Below are 21,180 nucleotides of genomic sequence, written 5' to 3' on the forward strand. Positions count from 1 at the left end.
TCGCGAACCTGTGCCGACGGTGGTCGGCAGCGGAGGATTTCACATGGCAACGCTCATCGGTACGGTCACTAAAGTCATTGGTCAGGTATTTGCCCAAAAGGCCAACGGCGAGAAAATTCTTTTGATCGAAGGCGATCGCTTGAACGCCGGCGATCAACTGATCACCGGCGCGGAAGGCGCGGTGGCGGTGAAACTGCAAAACGGCCAGGAATTGACCCTCGGGCGCGGCAGCAGCATCACAATGACCGGGCAGTTGCTGGCCGACCAGGCTGTCGCCGTGAAAGTGGACGAAGCGCAGACTCCGAGCCAGGCGCAGCTGACCGATGTCGAGCAGATCCAGAAAGCCATCGCCGCCGGTGAAGACCCGAGCCAGACCGCCGAAGCCACTGCGGCCGGTCCCAATGCCCCCAGCGCCACACCGGGCGATGCGGGCGGCGGGCACAGTTTTGTGCTGCTGACCGAAGTGGGCGGACGGGTCGATCCGGTGATCGGTTTCCCAACCGCCGGTTTCAACGGCATTCCCGAATTCCCTGAAGAACGCCGCGAAGCGGTGATCGACGACGGCGACGACACTCCCGCGCCGATCGTGGTGCCACCGCCACCGGTGAACAATCCGGTCACGCTCAACGGTCTCGACACGTCTGGCGGCGAACTGAACCTCAACGAAGCCAATCTGCCTGACGGCACGGCGGCCAATCCAGGCGCGCTGACCCAGAGCGGCAGCTTCACCGTCTCCGCACCGGACGGTTTGACCAGCCTGAACATCGGCGGCATCAGCCTGATCAGCGCTGGCGTGGCGCTGGGTTTCCCGCAGTCGATCACCACGCAACTGGGCAACACCCTGACCATCACCGGCTACAACCCGGCAACCGGCACGGTCACCTACAGCTACACGCTCAATGGCAACGAAACCCACGCGGCGGGCGACGGCGCCAACAGTCTCAGCGAACAATTCACGGTGATTGCCGTCGACAGCAATGGCGACACGGCGACCGGCACGCTGGACGTGAACATCACCGATGATGTGCCCAAAGCTGTTGACGACGCTAACGGCACCGCCTCGGAAACCTTGCTGACCCTGACTGGCAACGTCCTCACTAACGATGTACAAGGCGCTGACCGCGTACCGACCGGCCCGGTTACACCCGGCACCTTCACCGGCACTTACGGCACGCTGGTGCTGAACGCTGACGGCACTTACACCTACACCCTCAACACCAGCGACGCCGATTTCAAAGCGCTGACCGGTGGTGGCAACGGCACGGAAACGTTCGCCTATGTGATTACCGATGCCGATGGCGACACCAGCACCGCCAACCTCGTTTTGCAGATTCATAACAACGATGATCCGGTGATCATTGACGGTCTGAACGTTGCGGGTGGCGAGCTGACGGTTTACGAAAAAAACCTCAGCGACGGCAGCGCCCCGGATGCCGGCGCGCTGACGCAAAACGGCACGTTCACCATCACTGCGCTGGATGGCGTCACCTCGCTGACTGTCGGTGGTATCGCCGTGATCGCCAATGGCCTGGCCGCCGGCCTTCCACAATCCATTACAACGCCACAGGGCAACACGCTGACCATCACCGGTTTTAACGCTGCAACCGGCGTGGTCAGTTACAGCTACACCCTGGCCGACAACGAAGCGCATCCGAATGCTGACGGCGCGAATAGCCTGCCGGAGCAATTCACCGTTACGGTTGTCGACGACAACGGCACCACCGCCAACGGCACGCTGGATGTGAACATCGTTGACGACCTGCCGAAGGCCAACGATGACAGCAACGGAACGGCCTCGGAATCTCAACTGACTCTGACCGGCAACGTCCTGACCAACGACGTACAAGGCGCTGACCGTGTCCCGACTGGCCCTGTCACCGCCGGCACCTTCACCGGCACTTACGGCACGCTGGTGCTCAACGCTGACGGCACTTACACCTACACCCTCAACACCAGCGACGCCGATTTCAAAGCGCTGACCGGTGGCGGCAATGGCACGGAAACGTTCGCCTATGTGATTACCGATGCCGACGGCGACACCAGCACCGCCAACCTCGTTTTGCAGATTCACAACAACGATGATCCGGTGATCATTGACGGCCTGAATGTCGCGGGTGGCGAACTGACAGTTTATGAGCAAAACCTCAGCGACGGCAGCGCCCCGGATGCCGGCGCGCTGACGCAAAACGGCACGTTCACCATCACTGCGCTGGATGGCGTCACGACGCTGACCGTTGGCGGTATCGCCGTGGTCACTGGCGGTGTAGCCGCAGGCTTCCCGCAATCGATCACCACGCCACAGGGCAACACGCTGACCATCACCGGCTTCAACGCGGCAACCGGCGTGGTCAGTTACAGCTACACCCTGGCCGACAACGAAGCGCATCCGGACGCCAATGGTGCGAACAATCTGCCAGAGCAATTCGCTGTCACCGTGGTCGACGACAACGGCACCACCGCCAATGGCACGCTCGATGTGAACATCGTCGACGACCTGCCGAAAGCCGTGGACGACGCTAACGGCACCGCCTCGGAATCTCAACTGACCCTGACCGGCAACGTCCTCACCAACGACGTACAAGGCGCCGACCGTGTCCCGACTGGTCCTGTCACCGCCGGCACCTTCACCGGCACTTACGGCACCTTGGTGCTGAACGCTGACGGCACTTACACCTACACCCTGAACACCAGCGACGCCGATTTCAAAGCGCTGACCGGTGGCGGCAACGGCACGGAAACTTTCGCCTATGTGATTACTGATGCCGATGGCGACACCAGCACCGCTAACCTCGTTTTGCAGATTCACAACAACGACGATCCAGTGATCATTGACGGCCTCGATGTAAATGGCGGCGAACTCACCGTTTACGAAAAAAACCTCAGCGATGGCACCAGCCCCAACACACCGGCGCTGACCCAGAGCGGCACCTTCACCGTCAGTGCCCTTGATGGCCTGCAAACCCTCACGGTGGGTGGCATTGCCGTGGTCACCAACGGCGTCGCGGCAGGCTTCCCGCAATCGGCCATCACTCCGCTGGGCAGCACGTTGACGATTACCGGTTACGACCCGGCGACCGGCGTGGTCAGCTACAGCTACACCCTGGTCGACAACGAAAGCCATCCCACCGCCAATGGCACCAACAGCCTCAGCGAAAATTTCGACGTGGTCGCGACCGACACTGATGGCAGCACTGCCAGCGGCCAGATCAACGTCAACATCGTCGACGACTTGCCCACCGCACACCCGGATGCCGCATCGGTGGCGGAGGGCGGCACGGTCAGCGGCAACGTGCTGAACAATGACATCGGCGGCGCTGACGGCCCGGCCGTCACGGGCGCAGTGGTCGGCGTGCGCGCCGGTGCCGATACCTCGACCTCCGCCATTGGCGGCCTCAATTCGCAAATCAACGGCACCTACGGCTACCTGACCCTCGACGCCAACGGCAACGCGGTTTATCACAGCAATCCCAACGTGGTGAGCGGCCCGGGCGCAGTGGATGTGTTCACTTACACCGTGCGCGATGCAGACGGTGATGAAAGCACTACCACCATCACCATCGACGTCTACAACAGCTGCCTGAAAGCCGTCAGCGACACCGATGCCACCGTCTATGAAAAATCCCTCGACCTGATCAAGGACGGCCAGGATCTGGCGGCGGGCAGCGTGGTTGGCAGCGATCCGAACAGCACGGGCGAAACCGCGTCCGGCACGCTGGTCGGTTCGGTCACCGGCGCGGTCGGTGCAATCAGTTATGCGCTGGTCGGCAGTGCTACCGGCAACCATGGACAAATCGTCCTCAACCCCAACGGCACTTACACCTACACGCTGACGTCACCGGCCAGCACCACACCACACGCTGACGATGGCGCCAACAGCCTGAGCGAAACCTTCACCTATCAGGCCACCGATTCGCTGGGCAACGTGGTCACCAGCAGCATCGTTGTGAGCATCGTCGATGACGTGCCGAAAGCGCTGAACGACAGCAATGCCGACAGCGCAACAGAGACCCTGTTGACCCTGACCGGCAACGTGCTCGACAACGACGTACAAGGCGCCGACATCGTTGCGAGCGGGCCGATCACCCCCGGTACCTTCACCGGCACCTACGGCACGATGGTGCTCAACGCCGACGGCACTTACACCTACACGCTCAATACCAATGACGTCGACTTCAAGAATCTGCACGGCGGCGGCAACGGCAGCGAAACGTTCACCTACACATTGACCGATGCCGATGGCGACACCAGCACTGCCAACCTGGTGCTGAACGTCCATAACAACGATGACCCGGTGTGCCTCGACGGCCTCAATGTGAAGGGCGGCGAACTCACCGTTTACGAGAAAAATCTCAGCGACGGCAGCAGCCCCGATACTCCGGCGCTGACCCAGAGCGGCAGCTTCACCGTCACCGCCCTCGATGGCCTGCAAACCCTGACCGTCGGTGGTATCGCCGTGGTCAGCAACGGCGTCGCCGCCGGTTTGCCGCAATCGGTCGTGTCGCCGCTGGGCAGCACCCTCACCGTCACCGGTTATAACCCGGCCACCGGTGTGGTCAGCTACAGCTACACCTTGGTGGATAACGAAAGTCATTCGACCGCCAATGGCGCCAACAGCCTCAGCGAAAACTTCGATGTGGTGGCGACCGATACCGATGGCAGCACGGCGGCAGGGCAGATCAACGTCAACATTGTTGACGATCTGCCGACCGCTAATCCGGATGCGGCTTCGGTCGTGGAGGGCGCCACCGTCAGTGGCAACGTCTTCACTAACGATATCGGCGGCGCTGACGGTCCGGCGGTTTCGGGAGCCGTGATCGGCGTGCGTGCCGGCGCCGATACATCCACTTCCGCCATCGGTGGTTTGAATTCGCAGATCAACGGCACCTACGGCTACCTGACCCTCGACGCGAACGGCAACGCCGTCTACCACAGCAATCCCGACGCGGTGAACGGTCCGGGCGCGGTCGATGTGTTCACTTACACCGTGCGCGATTCCGACGGGGACGAAAGCACTACCACCCTCACCATCGACGTGCATGACAGCTGCTTGATAGCAATCAGCGATACTGATGTCACCGTCTACGAAAAAGCCCTCGACCTGACCAAGGACGGCCAGGATCTCGCCCCCGGTACGGTCACCGGCAGCGAACCGGGCAACAGCGGCGAAACCGCCAGCGGCACGCTGGTCGGTTCGGTCAGCGGCGGCAGCGGCGCGATCACTTACACCTTGGTTGGCAACGCCACCGGCAGTTATGGGCAACTGCTGCTCAACGGTGACGGCAGCTACACCTACACGCTGACGTCGGCACCGAAAACCGCGCCGAACGCCAACGACGGGCCGAACACCCTTAGTGAAAGCTTCACCTATAAAGCCACCGATTCGCTGGGCAACAGCACCACCAGCACCCTCGTCGTCAACATTGTCGATGACGTGCCCAAAGCGGTGGCGTCGGACCGTTCGGTGGCGGCGGTGGAGATCGATTCCAACCTGCTGATCGTCCTCGACATCTCCGGCAGCATGGCCGACCCCTCCGGCGTGCCGGGCCTGTCGCGACTGGCGCTGGCCAAGCAGGCGATCAGCGCCTTGCTCGACAAGTACGACGATCTGGGCGATGTGAAAGTGCAGCTTGTCACCTTCAGCAGCGATGCCACGGACCGCACGGCGGTGTGGGTGGATGTGGCAACGGCGAAAACCATTCTTGCCGGCCTCAATGCCGGCGGCGGCACCAACTACGACGCCGCCGTGGCGGTGATGCAGAGCGCGTTCAACACCTCGGGCAAACTCACCGGGGCGCAGAACGTCGGCTACTTCTTCTCTGACGGCAAACCCAATGAAGGCGAGATCAACGCCGCCGAAGAAGCCGCGCTGAAAAATTTCCTCGATGCCAACAACATCAAGAACTACGCGATCGGCCTGGGCAGCGGCGTGAGCAACGCCTACCTCGATCCGCTGGCCTACGACGGTATCAGCCACACCAACACCAACGCGGTGGTGGTCACCGACCTCAACCAACTCAATTCGGTGCTGTCCGGCACTGTGCAGGGCGCACCGGTCACCGGTTCGTTGCTGGGCGAGGGCGGTTCGTTTGGTGCCGATGGCGGCTTCATCAAGTCGATCGTGGTCGACGGCACCACTTACACCTACGATCCGAAAGCCCTCAGCGGTCAGGGTTCGCTGACCGCCAGCGGCGGCGCCAACCACGGCACCTTCAACACGGCCAACAACACCGTGAGCATCGCCACCAACAACAGCGGCACTCTGGTGATCAACCTCGACACCGGCGAATACAGCTACACCTCACAGAAAACCACCGCCGTGGTCATCACCGAAAACATCGGCTTCACCGTGACCGATAACGACGGCGACCTGGCCAGTTCGACGCTGACCGTGAAAGTGATCCCCAACGCGCCGCCCGTGGCGATGGACGACCACGTCATCACCAACGTGCTCTCGGGCAATATTGTGGTGCCGGGCGAGCTGTTGCTGGCCAACGACACCGACCCGAACGGCGATCCCCTCAACGCCACGCCGACCAGTTTCAACACCGGCTGGGTCTCGAAGGCGGCGGATTTTACCGGCACTGGCGCGATCAACTTCACCGGCACCAATGCCAATAACAGCGCCAATCAGACTCTGGCCAACGTGCGCAGCGCCTTCAGTGCCAATGCCGCGACCATGACCGCGGTGCTGGTGGTCAGCGGCTACCTCGGCATGGTGAGCAACAGCAACGCCAACGATGAAGACCGCATCACCGTCCACCTGCGCCAGGGTGAAACCCTCAACCTGGATCACAACCTGGGCGCCGGTCAGATCAGCCTGGAGTATTCGCTCAACGGCGGCGCCTACCTGCCATTGACGGATGGGCAAACCCTCACCGCCTCGGCGAACGGCATCTACCAGATCCACATCACCAACATCAGCAACGGCGGTGGCGGCAACGCCAATGCGGCGGAAAACTATCAGCTGACCATGACCCTCAACTACACCGGAGCCCACGACGTCGCCCCGGATTTCAACGGCAGCTACACCGCCAGTGACAACCACGGCGGCAGCGACACGGCCAACGTCAGCATCAGCTATCAGGACGGCCACACCCTCACCGGGACTGCCGGCGACGATATTCTGGTGGCGGGCGCTGGCAACAACGTGATCAACGCTGGCGACGGCAACGACGTACTCACCGCAGGTTCCGGCAACAACGAAATGCACGGCGGCGCCGGCAACGACTTGCTCTACAGCGGCGCGGGCAATGACCTGCTCGACGGCGGCACTGGCAGCGACACCGCCAGCTACGCCCATGCCACGGCGGCGGTCACGGTCAATCTCGGCCTGCTCGGTGCGCAAAACACCCTCGGCGCCGGGACGGATACCCTGACCGGCATCGAAAACCTGCTCGGCTCGAACTTCAATGACAGCCTCACCGGCGACGGCAACAGCAACGTGATCAACGGCGGTTTGGGCAACGACGTGCTCAATGGCGGCGGCGGTGACGACTTGCTGATCGGTGGCCTGGGCAACAACACCCTGACCGGTGGGGCAGGGGCCGATACGTTCCAGTGGCTCAAAGGCAATAGCGGCCACGACCTGATCACCGACTTCACCCCCGGCACCGACAAGCTCGACCTGTCGCAACTGCTGCAAGGTGAAAACGGCAGCACGGCGTCGCTGGATGATTACCTGCACTTCACCGTCAGTGGCAGCGGTGCCTCGGTGATGACCAGCATCGATGTCAGTGCCATGGCCGGCGCCACGCCGAACCAGACCATTGATCTTGCCGGTGTCAACCTCGCCAGCCACTACGGCGTCACGCCGGGCGCAGGCGGCATGGTGGCCAGCGGGCACGATACGGCTACGATCATCAGCGGAATGCTCAATGATCATTCGTTGAAGGTGGATACGGTCTGATCTGAGATCTGAAAACACAAAACCCGCCGCCCCGGTTGATTCGGGACGGCGGGTTTTGTCTGTCTGTAGAGACGTGTTGTCGTTAAGTCAGCCTTCGCGAGCAGGCTCGCTCCCACATTGGAACGCGGTCAAAAAGGTGGGAGCGAGCCTGCTCGCGAAGAGGCCCGCGTGAACAGCGCATAATTGCGCCGGCCTGCCTCAACTCCAGATTATCTAGCGCTCGGTCCACCATCCAATTCCCTTCCCCTGCCAATCGCCTTCCGACAAACGGTAGCAATACCTGTAATTTCTGACAGTAGGCAGGACGTCTTCAACGTCGTTAAATCAATTCCAGCAGCAACCCATCACACCTGGTAATTCGTGCATGTTCTGCTTGGGATGAGGCGAGGGAGGTCGTTCAATGCAACGCTCTGAATACACGGATGATGACCTGCTTGAGGTGCCTCAAGTCCCTGCCATTCTCAAAGATGAAGAAGGCAAGGAAAGCCCCGATGGGCTGTTGCCGCGTTCCGCGTTGGCCGAAGACCTGACGGTCGTCATCCCGGATTGGAGCGCTCCCTTCGAAGATCCCATTCCCTTGATCGTTATCATCAGCTGGGTAGCACAGGGCGGACCGTTCACGGAAGTCTACCGTGAACCTTTCGACGATCCCGGAGAGAAGACGCTGGTTGTCCCCCGGGACAAGTTGAACTTCGATCACGGCACTTATTCCCTGTCGTACAGAGTCAGCTATGGCGGCAACCCGCTGGACTCAGAGATCAAGCGAGTCACAGTCGACAGATCGCCGCCGAACGATAATCAGGAACCCGATCCTCTGATTTTGCTGGATGTGGCTGGCGACATCACTGACGACTACCTCTCCCAGCATGGCGAAGTACGGTTTCAGGTACCGTTCTACGTCGACGTCAGGGCGAAGGATCGTGCGATCTATTACTGGACGGACGACCCGGATCCTCCGGATTCTGAAAGCGAAATAGCTGAGCAGGAGTTCAGTCAGGAGGACATCGACCAGAACCGTCTGATCATCACCATGACTGAGGGAGACATTCGTGATAGCGGTCCCGGGCAGCGCTTTATTTACTACCGGCTCCGGGACTGGTCTGGAAATCGAGGGCCGCGCTCAACTTTATTGCCGGCTTTCGTCAATCTGAATCCGGCCCCGGGCAAACTCAAACCGCCTAAGGTGCCATTGTCAGTGCGTGGCTTCATTGACCGTGAACATGCCCGTGAAGGCGCGGTAAACCAACGGGCTGTCACCGTCGAAATCGATGAGTATGAAAAGCCGGATCCTTCCGACAAGGTGTTGATTGACTGGAACGGTCACGCACTCACCCCGCTCGACGTCGATCCCGGCAAGTTCCCGCAAGTGGCTATCGTGCCCTGGATGACCCTGACAGCAGACGGACTAGGGCCACTGAACGTTCGCGTGAGCTACCGCATACAGCGCGGCGGTACGCCGACTTTGCCATCAGCCGATACGCGGGTGATGGTGAATCTGACAATCGCTGGGCAGGATCATGCCAACGCCCCGGCACTATTGAATTCCACGTTGGCCAAGGTTGAAGTTTACGGTGCCCGATCCAGGCAATTGAACAAACTACTCACCATCGATTTCGGGGAGCCAGCCGAGGCACATCTAAGGCTGTATGACGCACCGTTACTCGGTGAAAAGCTGTTCCTCTACTGGGGCGCAATCAGTACGCCCATCGCAGAGTATGAAGTTCAAGCCGGTGATGTCGCCGGCAAGCCGCTCATCTTCATCGTTCCCTGGGAGGCGATCGAGCAGGACAAAGTGAATCCGTCGCTGCCGACCTGGTATACCACCAGTAATGGCGTGAACCTGCAGCAGGCGGATGCAACGGCCGTTGACATTGCGATCATTGTTATCGAGAACTTGCCAGAGCCGACATTTCCTCATGCCAACAAGGATGGCGTACTTCATTGCTGCAGCAAACCCAGATTATGGGAAGGCGTGTTCGTACATATCAGCGGTAATGCAGCCTTCGATGAAGACGATATCGTGGAGTTGTCTTGGCAGGGGTGTTTCGGTCTGAATGGAACCGATCCGATTGACGGAACGGACGAAACATTCAAAACAACGCTGACCGCCGAGCAGGCTCGCGAAGGTTTTGATGTGCATGTCAGTGACTACGAGCGTTTGATTGCGCCCATGGTAAACAATGGCTCGGCGTTGTGCAGTTATCACCTGAAAAAAGCTAATGGTGGCATAGGTAATTCAATGCCTGAGTTTGTCATTATCAATCGAACGTGGCCGAGTGGCGCCGTTTGCAGCCCGGACAATGACCTGTGTGAAGTTTAACTTACAGGCGGGTTGACGATGTTCGGTCGAAGTTGATTCAAGGCTTTATTCAATTTTTTTCACCCATGCAGTCGTTGTGTACAAAGCTCTGGCCAGGAAGCTGTTCGCCCTGTGCCAATCAAAAAGTTGCTCAGAGGATGATAAAAAATGACAAGTTTTCACTCGTTGACACCGGCGCAGAACCGCGAACGTTTCTCTAATGTTCGTTTTCGCAGGCCGAAAGCGGCGGCATTGCCCCCGCAACTTCATCCGGATAATCCGCTGCTGGCTGATGAAACGGATGATGCTCCCAACCAACTGCACTCAAGCTTTCAAGGATTTCCGCTGAAAGTGCAGATCCCGCGATTTGCCGAAGCGGATGATCCAAACGCTGTTCAAGGACATCTTCAACTTATGTGGGATGGCACCGTACGGGGTATCCGGCTCAATTTTACAACTCCGGTTGATCCGGCTACGACGGTGTTTGATCTGGTTTTGCCTGAGGGCTACACATCATCCTCAGGACCTCATGAGTTGAGTTATGTATTGAATTTTGGCGGTAATCCATCGGAGGTCACACCACTCCCAATCAACATTGATACAACGCCCCCAGTAGCTTTCGGCAAAGCAACTGTTCCTCCTGAGGTGGAGAGAGACGGTATTACAAAAAAATACCTCGACGATAACGGGTTCGTATTGGTAACCGTTCCAAATTATGGAAGCAAAAAGCTTGGTGACCTCGTTGAGTGTTTCTTTGGATCGAGTTTGCCAACTCCGACGCTAATCGGAACAGTGACCATAACTGATCCGGCAGCTCCGATAACATTTCGATTGACCCCCGCACTGGTCGGAACCGAGGAAGGTCTAAGATCCATTTTTTATTACCTCAGCGACCGTAAAGGTAACCGAAACACGCCAGTGTACTACACGGAACTCAATGTCTCGCTGACCGATCCGCCTGAAGGGCTTATAGCACCCAGTATCCCTTTGTTTGATGACGATGCCGCCCCCAAGCTGATAGATCTGGCTGATGCCCAGGCCCCTCTGGGGGTCGGTATTCTGGCTGAATATACAAACTATCTGACGGATGTCGACGAGTTGGAAGTGACTTTCGACGGGGTCGTGCAACCGGCGCAGAAGATCAATACGTTTCCGTTCTACGTGAGCATTCCTTATCGGGATGTATTCAACGGCAACCTCGATGAAAAAAAGGTACCCGTAAGTTATCGGATCAAACGCCATAACCTGCGCTATCCACTTGGCGCAACGCCACCTTCAAAAGACGTGGACGTTGACCTGCGCCGGCCCGGAGACGGCGACGGCGGCGAGAATCCGGATCCAACTCTGGCGCTTGCGATTGTGCAAGGTGCGGTTACGCCTACTCCGAATACTCTGCGGGAAGAGGACAAAGACCAGGTTGTAACTGTAACTGTTCCGGTTTTCGGCGGTGTCAAAGCCAACGATATTATGACACTGATATGGAAAGGAGTTGACGTTACGGACGCGCAAGGCGGTGTAAAGAAGTTGGACGGGACGGAAACCGGGAACTTGGTTTTCAGTTTACTTTGGGAGGTCGCAGACGCGGGTGGCAATGGTAATCCGCTGCCGGTCACCTACAAGATTACCAATCCTGACATCAATCAAAACGAAGTGCACTCATTGCCTCAGGACGTCGACGTGCTCATTCGGCCGGGTGTGCTTCCCGAAGTCAAGTTTCAGCATCTTGATCCGGACTACCTTGATTGGTTTAACTGTGGTTCACTGCGCCCTGACCCGGTTCTGACCAGATGTGCAGAAGTGCTGGTTTCCGGTGGCGAGCCGCAATTGGCCGGTCAAACTCTGGAGTTTACATATCAGGGTTATACCGATTCGGCCGGTACGGTAGTAAAACCCAACACTGATCAAAAAGTCTCTTACGCGCCGACATTACAGGAAGCGAATGACGGGTTTATCGTAAAAATTCCCTATCAGAAAATATTGGCTACGGAGAGCGCTTGGGGCGATATCACTTATTCGGCAATGATTGACGGGCGCCCGGTATCAGCTCAGAGACACTTGGTCAGGGTACACATGAAGAAAGGCGACGGGGCAGTCTGTGATATCTGATCGTTGATGTTAGGGAGGCATTTGTGCCTCCCTTTTTTTTGAAGGATTACCAAGTGGTAGGAAGTTTCCGAGCGCATCGAAGACTATTCCTACATTTTGTTGTGGAGAGGTCAGGTTATTGTTCGCTTCCGTCAATGCTATTGAGTTGCTCGGGCCCGTAATAATTTCTAGGTGAATCAATCATGAAAATGTTGGATGTATCACACGTTCGCGCTTTTTCAGCACGGTCTGGAGTAATGCTTTGCCTGCCAGCCGTTTTTTTTTTCGCAAACTTTGCCCATTCGGCCACTATCGTTGATAACACCACGCTGAATATCGATTCGTCTACCGCGCCTACCGACTACCTGGTGCGCAACAAAGGCGTACTGAATGCCTCCGATGCCAATACCCGATCGATCACGGCGCAATCCGGTTCGTCGCTAAGCATCAACGGCAGCACCATCGTTGGTAACGACGGTGGTGATGGCGTAACCGTGACCAGCAGTCGGGCAAGCATCGATCGAACGACGGTGACCAGTGATGAAATCGGGCTGGCGGTCAATCGCTCCAGTGTCGCCGCGGGCGGAGCCACCGTGACCGTGTCCGACAGCCAGATCAGTGGACAACTGATTGGTTCGCAGGTTACGGGCCTGAGCTCCCTGTCATTGACCAATACGCAAGTCATGGGCGCGGCCAGCGATGGCATTGGTGTGAATATCCTTGGTGGAGAGGTGAGTGCTTCCGCGCGTACGACCATCACCGGCCAGGCGACAGGGGTGCGGATGGTCAATGACGCCCTCAATGTGGGAAGCCGTACCCTTTCGCTGGATAATTCCACGGTGCAAGGTATTGGTGGTTCTGCGATTCTGGTGGATCGTGGTACTGAGGCCACGATAAACGTTCTCGACGGTTCCAGCCTTGTTGCTGGCAACGGCAGATTATTGGATGTTCAAGGCTCATCGATCGCGAGCCTGACCGTGGCCAACAGCACGTTGAATGGAAACGTCAATGTGGCGGATAACAGTACGGCCAATCTTCTTTTCGACCGAGGGGAAATAACAGGCAATGTGCTGATTGACGGCAGCTCTACTGCCAACGTCACGCTGGAAAACAACTCGCAATTGACGGGACGCCTCGACAACGTCGACAGCGTCAGTATCAACAGCAATTCGAACTGGACCCTGACCGGCAACGACTCGATCGGCGCGCTGAGCATGGACGGCGGGCGTGTGACGTTCGGCGCGGCGGATGCTCCCGATACCTATTACCAGTTGAACGTCGGCACGCTCGCGGGTACAGGTACGTTTTTGATGAAGGGCAATTTCGCCAGTGGTGAGCATGACTTTCTCAATGTGACCGGCGCTTCGGCGGGGAACTTCGCGTTGGCAGTTGCGGCCTCTGGCCTGGATGCCGCGTCGCCACAGGCCTTGACGCTGGTGCGTACCGCCACCACTGACAGTGCCAATTTTGCCCTGGCGGGTGAGCAGAGGGTGGATGTCGGCACCTGGTCCTACGGTTTGGCCAGTCGGGAAATCGAGGGGGGGGCGAAGGAGTGGTTTCTCGACCCGACCACCGAGGTGATCAGCCCCGGTGCGCGTTCGGTACTGGCGCTGTTCAACACCGCGCTCACCGTGTGGTACGGCGACATGGGGCCGTTACGCAACCGTCTGGATGAACTGCATTTCAACGGCGACCGCTCCGGTGGCTGGATCCGCACCTACGGCAATAAATACAACGTCGCTGATGGCTCCGGCGCGGGCTATCAACAGACGCAGCAGGGCCTGTCCCTTGGCGCCGACGCCCGGCTGGGTGAAAGCGATGTGCTGGTGGGGGTTCTGGCGGGTACGAGCGAGTCGGATCTGAATTTGAAAAACGGCACTTCGGGTACGGTGAAAAGCTACTACTTCGGCCCTTACGTGACCTGGTTCGACAGCGCCAAGGGTTACTACCTAGACGGCGTGCTCAAGTTCAACCGCTATCGCAACGAGTCCAAAGTCGGCCTGAGCGACGGCAGTCGCGCCAAGGGCGATTACGACAACTGGGGCGTGGGTGGCTCGGTGGAGTTCGGTCGTCAATTCACATTGGCCGATGGGTATTTTGTCCAGCCCTTCACTCAGTGGTCGGCGGTGCAGATCCAGGACAAGCGCTACACACTCGATAACGACATGCGCGCCGATGGTGATCGCACGCGCTCATTGCTCGGCAAGGCCGGTGCCACATTCGGGCGTAACTTCGCTGTCGGCAACGACACCGTTGTCCGCCCATATGTACGTGCCGCCATTGCCCATGAGTTCGCTACGAACAACGAGGTGAAGGTCAACGACAACGTGTTCAACAATGATTTGTCAGGCTCGCGGGCCGAGTTCGGCGCAGGGCTGGCGGTGGCCATGTCGGAGAAATGGCAGGTGCGTGCTGATTTTGATTACTCCAGAGGGGAGCATATTGAGCAGCCTTATGGTGTCAATGTGGGGATAAAGTACAGCTGGTAAACCGCCAGGCACCAAGGAACATTCAATACGCCCCGCAGTTGCGAGGCGTATTCGCGTTCAATGTAGCAACCTTGATGCGAAGGTAATTCAGCGGACTCGTCGGACAATAATGTCATCGATTTGATAATCGTTGCCACCCTCGGCTCCACTGCCCCCTCCGCGGTCCTGATGGCTCATTACTTGAATCGTGTAGTCCGCGCTCTGGGTGACTGAAAAATTCGCCGTTTGGATGTACCACTTGCCGTCTCGAGGAACGTTGTAGACCGGCAAGATCTGTTGTCCAGATGAAAGTTTGACTGAGAAAATCGGGGGGAGGTTATTGACCAGAGGGCTGAAATTTCGCAGTCGATAGCTGAACGAATAGGTTTGTCCGACTACAAATCGGAATGATTGGCTGAACAGCATGCCTGAATGGCCTGATCCGCCCTGGGTATCATTGTGAAATAACCCATTGACTATCCGGCCTTCGTTACCTGCCGGCCCTTTTATCCAGTTACCTGCAGTTCCGTTAGCAAAGTCGGTAACAGAATCTATCCAACTCTCGACGGTAAAGCTGCGCACCGCCGACTCCGGCTGTGCCCCGTACAGCGCCTTGGCCTTGATGGCGTGCACGGCGATGCTCAAGGCGCTGAGAACTCTGCTCCAGTTGCCACTGGCATCGACTGTCACGACCGGGGTGATCGCCGTATTGCCATCGTAAAGCTGCACAGTCTGGCCGGGGCTGGCCTTGCCGGTGATGGTGACGCTGGTGTCAAAGGTAATACCGTTCGGGGCGACCGGGCCCGTGGAGTCCCTGATTTCAACGATGGTCGGGGTCACGGTTTGTGCGACGGTAAAGCCGCGCACCGCCGACTCCGGCTGTGCCCCGTACAGCGCCTTGGCCTTGATGGCGTGCGCGGCGATGCTCAAGGCGCTGAGAACTCTGCTCCAGTTGCCACTGGCATCGACTGTCACGACCGGGGTGATCGCCGTATTGCCATCGTAAAGCTGCACAGTCTGGCCGGGGCTGGCCTTGCCGGTGATGGTGACGCTGGTGTCAAAGGTTATGCCGCTATTGGGTATTTCGCTTCCCTTGGCATCGACCACCGAACTGATCGTAGGTGACACCCAATCAGCCACCAACAGCTCGAGCGTTGCAGAGTATTCATACTGCCCACTAGCGGCGCGTCTCAAGGAATAGCGCACCTGCACCCGTTCGCCGATGTTGGCCGTCACGAACCGTGCATCCACTCTAAAGCGCACGGGCTCGCCTTCGCTCACCGTGGTGATGGGCAACCAGTCGCTGGTACTGCCGAAGGGATTGGGACTGCGCCAGTAGTACGTCAGTACATCACCCCTGACGGTGTTCGCCTCGGCGATCAGCACATGAACATTGTCGAACACCTTGGAAGGATCGAGCACGTCACCCGGCGGTTCGGCTTCCTCCACAACAGGTTTGGGCAGCGTCGCCCTGACCGTCTCGACCCTGGCCAGCAATCGCTCGGACTCGCGGACGTCGTAAAGTCCCGAGTCATCGTTGGCGACCCGGTAAGACAGGTCGAGTGTGCCGTTGCGCAGCACGCTGATATGCTCGGCATTGACGTCGAACCTGACCCACCCTTGCCTGGCATCGTTTTCGCTGACGGTATGAGGCTGTTCATGCAGATAGGGTTGGTCGTTGGATTTCTTACCCAGCCAGACCAGGTTGATCAGGTCGCCGTTTTTCATGGCATAGCGGACTTCGACAGTGGCGTTGGGCTCGTCCGGATCGAGGGTGTCGCCCAGCAACTGCAGAAGGATTGGCTCGGGAAGCATGTCGACGTCGCCCACGACATCAGCCAGGGCGCGTTCTGACGACAGCGGGTCACCGCCATCTTTTTTGTAGAGTATGTAGGAGGCGTCGGCCGTGCCTTGGGCAATCGCCCTGACTTCCTCATAGGGCACCGGGATTTCCAACACGCTGGGGATGTTGTCGATGATGCGGGTTTCGCTACGGCTGATCGGTTTGCCATTATTTGGCGGCTTACCGAGCCAGGTCATCGTTAGAGTATCCCCCAGGTCGAATTCATCGCCTCTGACATGGATCTGCACCGTTACCGGCTTCTTGTCCAGGTCTCTGATGGTGATCACTTTGTTAAAAGCTTCCTTGATGATCGGCGCCTCCAGACGCCAGCCGCCGGCGTCCACGTCGATGCAGGTGCGTTTGGAATGGCGGTCCGCCCAGTTCCAGACTTCATCATTGACGTCGTATTTGATCTCCAGCTGGTTACCGTCGCCCGCACCGAGAATGGCCTCCTGGTTGATGTAAACCTCGATCGGCTCCTTATGCTCGGCCTGTGCCTGCGTGACGAGATGGGCGGGTAGCGAGTAACTGCCCAGTTGCAGACGGATCTGGTCGTTGCGGGTGATGTAGACGTAGAACGGAACGGTGACCAGCACACCTTTTTTTGCCCACTCGGCATCGATGACGCCCTGCTCGATCAGTTCAGTGGGCAGTTGGACGATGTTCAATTCTGAATGGCCATCGGGCAAGTGCGGCTCTTTATCACGGTTACCCGGCTTGTAAAGTTTGACCCATAACCGCAGGGACGCCGAGGGCGGGTCGGGTACGGTCTCGCCTGCACGAGTCAGTACGTAATGGCAGTCTTCAATCCATCCAGACTGCTCAGGCGCCGGCAAATAAAAGAACACCCGTTGATCGACTTCGTCGGCGGCCACCCATCGTTCGAGGATTTTTCCCCCGTTGTAATGAATCTCAAGCTTGTCGCCCTCTTTCATGGGACTCGGATAAGTATCGATGGCGCACAGCAGCCCTTCGGGGTAGTCGGTGGCGGTCTTGAAATTGATCCCGCCATCGCCGTCCTCCACGGGCGTTTGCATCCCCGCGATCAGGATCGGTCGCAGCGCCAGTGGCTGGTTTTCATCGTCGTAGGGCGGGAACAGGGAAATCGAACCGGCAGGCATCAGGACATCCCTCTTGAAGGGTTTTCAGAACTTGAGTGGCGAAGGCCTGTGACATCGAACGCTTGCAGAGTCGGGGATTCTTCCCGAACGGAATCATTGGCGAACATGGCGGACACTCGCATCCGTGGATGGAATGATTGAACGCGTGTTGTTTGATTTGCGCACCTGTCAGATCTGACAGGGGAATGCCCCTTTGCGACCAACGGTTATGCTGTCGGGGCACCCAGTGAAGGTGGACACAGTGGGACGGAAACGGCCCGACCCCGCCGACCCGGTTGATTGGGCGGCGGGTTTTTTCTGCCTGAAGCCATGTGTTGGCTGAGAGTCAGCCTTCGCGAGCAGGCTCGCTCCCACAGGGTTCTTCAGTTTTGTGCCGGACAAGGATCAAATGTGGGAGCGAGCCTGCTCGCGAAGAGGCCGGCATGATCGCCGGACAACTCAGCCAGCCGGCATCACCCTGGCAACTCCAGGTTATCCAGCACCCGGTTCACCGCCAGTTCCCCCAGCATAATCAGTTGCGCAATGCCCAGCAGCGTTCGGCGCTGCGACGTTGGCATGAGGCTGGCGAAGTCGTTGGCAATGTTTTTCGCCGAAGCGAGCGTTTCGCAGGCGTTGGCCAGCAGGTCTTCGTTTTTGGTGTCTGCGGTGACGGCATACATTGCGCGGTTGCTACGAGGCGGCGGGGTGGAGCCGGGTGGGCAGAGGTAGTGATCGAGGGCGCGGTCGGCGGCTTGGTGGAGTTTTCTTGAATCGAGGGATTCGTAGGGGGAGGTGGGGTCGGTTTCGGGTGGGTTGGGTGTGGGTTTGATCATGGTGAAGCTCCTAGAGTCGATGGAGCCGCCACATTTCGCTGCGATACGAAAAGTAAGGTGGCAGCTATACGCGGGTCGCAGACCGGGACTCTAGAACCGGCAGACCCGAAGGTCTCCCACGTACAGCCGCCATAAAGAAGGCGGGTGTTGTGCGTCCAGAGATCGACGGGCTGCGAGACCCGATCGCTGATGTGTCAGCGACGACCCACAATAGAACCCGCCCCCAAGGCGCACAAGCCGGCGGATTCTGGCTCGGCTGTAGGCAATGGCGCAAGGATTTGTAGCCTTGAGACCGTGTCTGCAGGTGTCTTTTAAACAGCTTCGTTTAAACGAAGAGTTGCGTCGGACTTGATGGCCCCTTCGCGAGCAAGCTCGCACGCAGTTGATCCTTGTTGTAGGCAAAGCTTCATGCCACTGAAGATTCCTGTGGGAGCGAGCCTGCTCGCGAAGGGGCCAGCCCTGCCGCGATAAATAAATGCGTCCCCTTTTTCGCTCTTTTTAGTACTCCATTTTAATATTGTCGAAGTACATGTTGCCGCTTCCAAGTATGATTATTTCTAGTTTTTTTATATTTGAACCAGAAAAAATTGTATTCGTTTGGCTGTTTGGAGTCGGATCTTTAAAGCCTAAAAAAACTCCTGCGGCATTGTAATAATTAATTCGACGGGTTGCAGTGGTTGATATGATTAAGTTGTGGTCTATGCTTAGTCGCGAGCAAGGGGTGCTAAGTGTTATCTCAATTTTTAACGTCGGCTGTGGGCCTGGGCTTATTCCGGCTGAAAAAATATATAACTGTTTGCCTGAGCGTTCTATAATTTTTCCAACTAACAATCCTTGAGGGTTTGTTACTTGCCATTTCAATGTTAATAATGAGGTTGAGTAGTTAAGGTTTTGAGGAATGTCTCCTAGTGCGCATTTTTCAAAGTCTTCAATATCATAATTGATGACATTGATATTGTATGGCTGCGAAGAGTCCCCGGCGCCATACAGCGCTTTAACGGTGAAAGTGTGCGAGGTAAAGCTCAGACCTGTAAGCAGCTTTTCCCAACTACCCGATGTAGCGGTGACTTCACCTGTGGACGTCATACCGTCGAATATTTCGATTTTCTGACCGATGCTGGCGTTGCCTTTGAGTGTTAGAGATGTACTAAGAGTGTTTGTATTCTTTGGCACTACTACCCCGTTGTCGTCCAGCACATTGTCCAGCGTCGGGACGACAACCGGCGTCACGGTCAGGTTACGAACGTTCGAATACAACGGATTACTCGGATAAAGCGCCTCGGCGTACAACCGCCGGGCGCCGAGTGGCACGGTAATCGGACACTCCCAGAGACCTGTCGTCAGGCCGGCGGTCGCAGTTCCCCTTGTGGCTGAACCGGTACCGGTGCCGTCACGGATATTGATCTTCTGACCCAGGCTCGCTGTGCCTTTGAGCAGCAGGGTGGTACTGACGGTAGTTTGACCCTCGGGAACTTCAACGTTGTTGTCGTCAAGCACGTTGCTCAGCGTAGGGACGACGACCGCCGTCACGGTCAACGTCCAGGCCGCCGATGATGCACCGGAACCGTACAGCGCCCTGGCGGTAAAGCTGTGTGCCGCCACAGCCAGGGCAGTGACGAGCAACGTCCAGACGCCAGTGGTGGCATGTGCCGTTGCCTGACCTTTGGAGACATTGCCGTCAAAGACTTCGACCTTCTGGCCGTTGGCCGCGACGCCGCTCAGGGTGACGGCCGTTTCCACCGTCACCCCGCCTTGAGGAATTTCGGCCTCGTCTGTCGAACCGGTGATCTTGCTGATTTCCGGTTTCACATCTTCAACAGTCTTGACGATGTACGTGCGTATTGGAAAACTCACCGCCGTACCGGCATCGGCCACACCATTAAAATTCACCTTGAAGGTGATCGTCAGCGAACTGCCATCCTTGAGTTCACGGAGCCATGCAACCTGCGCGGCATAAACCACGCCGTCCGTATAGTGATGCGCTGCCCCGGCCCAGAACACGAGTTCTACCGGGCTACCCGTCTTGCCGATGCCGTCGTAACGCAGCCAGATGCTCTGGCCGGAGAGCTGGAGGGGCCATTTGGCGATCTGTATTTTCGCGTCATCCGCCAGTTGAATCACATTCAGCTCATTGCCCACCGCCCCATCGATGCTTGGCGTCGGCAGGTTGGCATCCCCATGCGCAATAGGCAGCACTGCCAAGACAAAAGGCTTGGAATCCCAGGGCGTGTCATTGTGGATCACCCTGTAGGTCACCGTCACTGATGCGCTCAAGTTGTGTGCGACAAGCGAGTTGGGTAACACAATGTTTTGAGGCCCTTGCGTGGTCACGGTGATCGCCACAGTGGTGTGGCTACCATGCCCAGCCGTGCCGGTCCAGGTCACGCTCAACTGGGTGCCGACCATGTTGTCGAAGGCTGGAACAACCGCAGTCAGGGCTTCCTTGGCCGCAAACGGGTCGAGGCTGGTGCCATTTGGCGCTTCCTTGATACCGGGTGCGGTGAGGTCCAGCGCCACCCCAACACTGAACTCCAGCGGCTCGGCATAACTCGTCCCGCCCGCCGCGCGTTTGATTTCGTACCGGGCGATCACCGTTCCGCCTTCATTGTCCTTGATCAACTTGGCTTCGATGTTGAACGGGACTTC

At 57.9% G+C, this 21,180-nt stretch carries 6 protein-coding genes and 1 pseudogene; 4 read left to right on the forward strand and 3 right to left on the reverse strand.

From position 1 onward, the window contains the following. The first annotated feature begins 43 nt into the window (after nucleotides 1-43). The 4 genes from HU755_RS16745 (at nucleotide 44) to HU755_RS16760 (ending at nucleotide 14,779) form a co-directional block, all read left to right on the forward strand. Nucleotides 44-7,906 carry a retention module-containing protein gene (locus HU755_RS16745; RefSeq protein ID WP_186634602.1) on the forward strand — a complete coding sequence of 2,621 codons (7,863 nt, stop codon included), beginning with the start codon at nucleotides 44-46 and terminating at the stop codon, nucleotides 7,904-7,906. Nucleotides 7,907-8,306: 400 nt separating this feature from the next. Then, nucleotides 8,307-10,226: a hypothetical protein gene (locus tag HU755_RS16750; RefSeq protein WP_186634605.1), complete on the forward strand. Its 1,920-nt coding sequence runs from the start codon at nucleotides 8,307-8,309 to the stop codon at nucleotides 10,224-10,226. A 147-nt stretch (nucleotides 10,227-10,373) separates the two neighbouring features. Continuing rightward, complete coding sequence (locus HU755_RS16755; protein ID WP_238350006.1) at nucleotides 10,374-12,311, forward strand: hypothetical protein; 1,938 nt, start codon at nucleotides 10,374-10,376, stop codon at nucleotides 12,309-12,311. Nucleotides 12,312-12,493: 182 nt separating this feature from the next. Then, a complete protein-coding gene (locus HU755_RS16760; RefSeq protein WP_186634608.1) occupies nucleotides 12,494-14,779 on the forward strand; it encodes an autotransporter outer membrane beta-barrel domain-containing protein in 2,286 nt (761 codons plus the stop codon). A gap of 87 nt (nucleotides 14,780-14,866) precedes the next feature. On the opposite strand, the gene HU755_RS16765 is transcribed toward HU755_RS16760, so the two are convergent. From HU755_RS16765 to HU755_RS16775, 3 genes and pseudogenes are all read right to left on the reverse strand, one after another. After that, entirely contained in the window at nucleotides 14,867-17,722 is a 2,856-nt protein-coding gene (locus tag HU755_RS16765; RefSeq protein ID WP_186634611.1) for an Ig-like domain-containing protein, read from the reverse strand. Nucleotides 17,723-18,174: 452 nt separating this feature from the next. Continuing rightward, entirely contained in the window at nucleotides 18,175-18,534 is a 360-nt protein-coding gene (locus HU755_RS16770; RefSeq protein WP_186548715.1) for a DUF6124 family protein, read from the reverse strand. Nucleotides 18,535-19,032: 498 nt separating this feature from the next. Next, nucleotides 19,033-21,180 (reverse strand): annotated as a pseudogene (locus tag HU755_RS16775) (hypothetical protein); the annotation flags it as partial.

Source organism: Pseudomonas sp. SWRI111 (genome assembly GCF_014268555.1).
Classification (GTDB): domain Bacteria; phylum Pseudomonadota; class Gammaproteobacteria; order Pseudomonadales; family Pseudomonadaceae; genus Aquipseudomonas; species Aquipseudomonas hamedanensis.